The organism is Streptomyces sp. NPDC047315 (genome assembly GCF_040643215.1).
Taxonomy (GTDB): Bacteria; Actinomycetota; Actinomycetes; order Streptomycetales; family Streptomycetaceae; genus Streptomyces.
Map to the genome: position 1 here is coordinate 1 of NZ_JBEYTZ010000107.1, position 2,166 is coordinate 2,166.

Consider the following 2,166-nt stretch of genomic DNA (forward strand, 5'->3'; position numbering starts at 1 on the left):
GGGTGGCCAGGGGCAGTTGGCGTTGTCGGTGGGGAAGGCGTTCGTCGCCGGCGCCCCGGTGGACTGGTCGACCTGGTTCCCTGCGGCGTCCCGGCGCACCGTCGACCTCCCCACGTACGCCTTCCAACGCCAGCGCTACTGGCTGACCGCCGACGCCCCCGCCGTCGACGCCGGTGACCTGGGCCTGGAGCCGACCGGGCACCCCCTGCTGGGCGCGGTGCTGGAGCCGGCCGCCGGCGGATACGTACTGACCGGGCAGCTCTCCCGCACCGCGCGCCCCTGGCTGGCCGACCACCAGGTCCTGGACGCGGTCATCGTGCCGGGCACCGCCCTCGTGGAATGGGTGTTGCGCGCCGGGGACGCGGCCGGCTGCCCCCGGATCTCCGAACTCGTCCTCCAACAACCCGTCGTGCTCCCCGTGGACGGCTCCCTGCGCATCCAGGTCACGGTGGACCCGGCCGCCGCGGACGGCAGCCGGCGCGTCCGCCTCCACACCCGAGCGGACGGGAAGGCGCACGCCGCAGGCTGGACCTGCCACGCGGAGGGCGTCCTGGACCCCGACCACGAGCCCGTCGCCGCCGATGACGGGCGCGTGCTGGCCGGGCCGTGGCCGCCGCCGGGCGCGGAACCGCTGCCGACGACCGACTTCTACCGGCGCGCCGCCGAAGCCGGCTACGCGTACGGACCCGCGTTCCGAGGACTCCACCGCGCGTGGCGGACCGGGGACGAGGTCGTGGCCGAGGTCGCGCTGCCGCAGGCCGCGGGTTCACCCGACGGATACGGCGTCCACCCCGCCCTCCTCGACGCGGCGATGCAGACGCTGCTGGCCGCCGGCGGCCTCGACGACGGACGGGTCCGGCTCCCCTTCGCCTGGAGCGGGGTCACCCTGCACGCCGAGGGCGCCACGACCCTGCGGGTACGGCTCACCCCGCTCGGCGCGACGCTCGCGGACGGCGTACGGATCCTGGTGGCCGACGGCACGGGCGCCCCCGTGCTGACCGCACGCGCCGTCCACCTGCGGACCACCACCCGCCAGGCGCTGCGAACGGCGCAGGCCCGGCGCGGCGCCGACAACCTCTACACCCTCGAATGGTCCGAACTGACCGCCCCCGCCACCACACCCGCCACCACAACCGGCGCAGAGGCGCCCAACTGGCTCGGCTCCGGACCCACCACCGCCCCCGAAGGACTTGCCGAGCTGCTGACTTCGCTGGACGCGGGTGCGCCCGCGCCCACCACGGCCCTGACTCTGGCCCTGCTCGACACTTCCGGCGGCGAACTCGACGCCGTACAAGGGGCGTTGGATTGGCTACAGTACTGGCTGGCTGAGCCTCGGCTCGCCGAGTCCCGGCTCGCGCTGGTCACGCGCGGCGCCGTGGCGGTGAACCCGGGGGAGCGGCCCGACGCCGCCGGCGCCGCGGTCTGGGGCCTGGTGCGCAGCGCACAGGCCGAGAACCCGGGACGCTTCCTCCTCGTCGACGCCGATCCCGGCGCGGACGGCGCCGCCCTGACCCGCGACATCGAAGCGGCAGCTTGGGCGTTGGACGTCGACGAACCGCAGCTCGCGGTGCGTCAGGGCCGGGTCAGCGTGCCCCGGCTCGCCCGCGCGGGCCGGCCCGTCGAACTCGTCCCGCCGCCCGGGACCGGAGCGTGGCGCCTGGCCGCCGGGTCCACCGCCACCTTCGACGACCTGACCGTAGAGCCCTGCCCGGAGGCGGAGGAACCACTCGACGCCGGCCGGGTCCGCATCGAGGTGCACGCCGCGGGCGTGAACTTCCGGGACGTGATGATCGCCCTCGGCGCCTACCCCGGAGAAGCCGAATTCGCGGGCAGCGAAGGCGCCGGAGTCGTCGTCGAAGTCGGCCCCGACGTCACCGGCTTCGCGCCCGGCGACCGCGTCATGGGCGTGTTCGAAGGGGCCTTCGGCCCGTTGGCCGTCGCCGACGCGCGCACCCTGACGCCCGTCCCCGACGGCTGGGACCTCTCCCAGGCGGCAGCCGCGCCCATCGCGTACCTCACCGCGTGGTACGGCCTGGTCGAACTGGGCGGCCTGCGCGCAGGACAGTCCGTCCTCGTCCACGCCGCGACTGGCGGTGTGGGTACGGCTGCCGTGCAGATCGCCCGGTACGTGGGTGCGGAGGTGTTCGCGACCGCGAGCCCGGGCAA

General features: G+C 75.5%; 1 protein-coding gene. It reads left to right on the forward strand.

From position 1 onward, the window contains the following. The coding region (locus ABZ842_RS38755; protein WP_361548568.1) for a polyketide synthase dehydratase domain-containing protein at positions 1–2,166 on the forward strand (2,166 nt) is incomplete at both ends.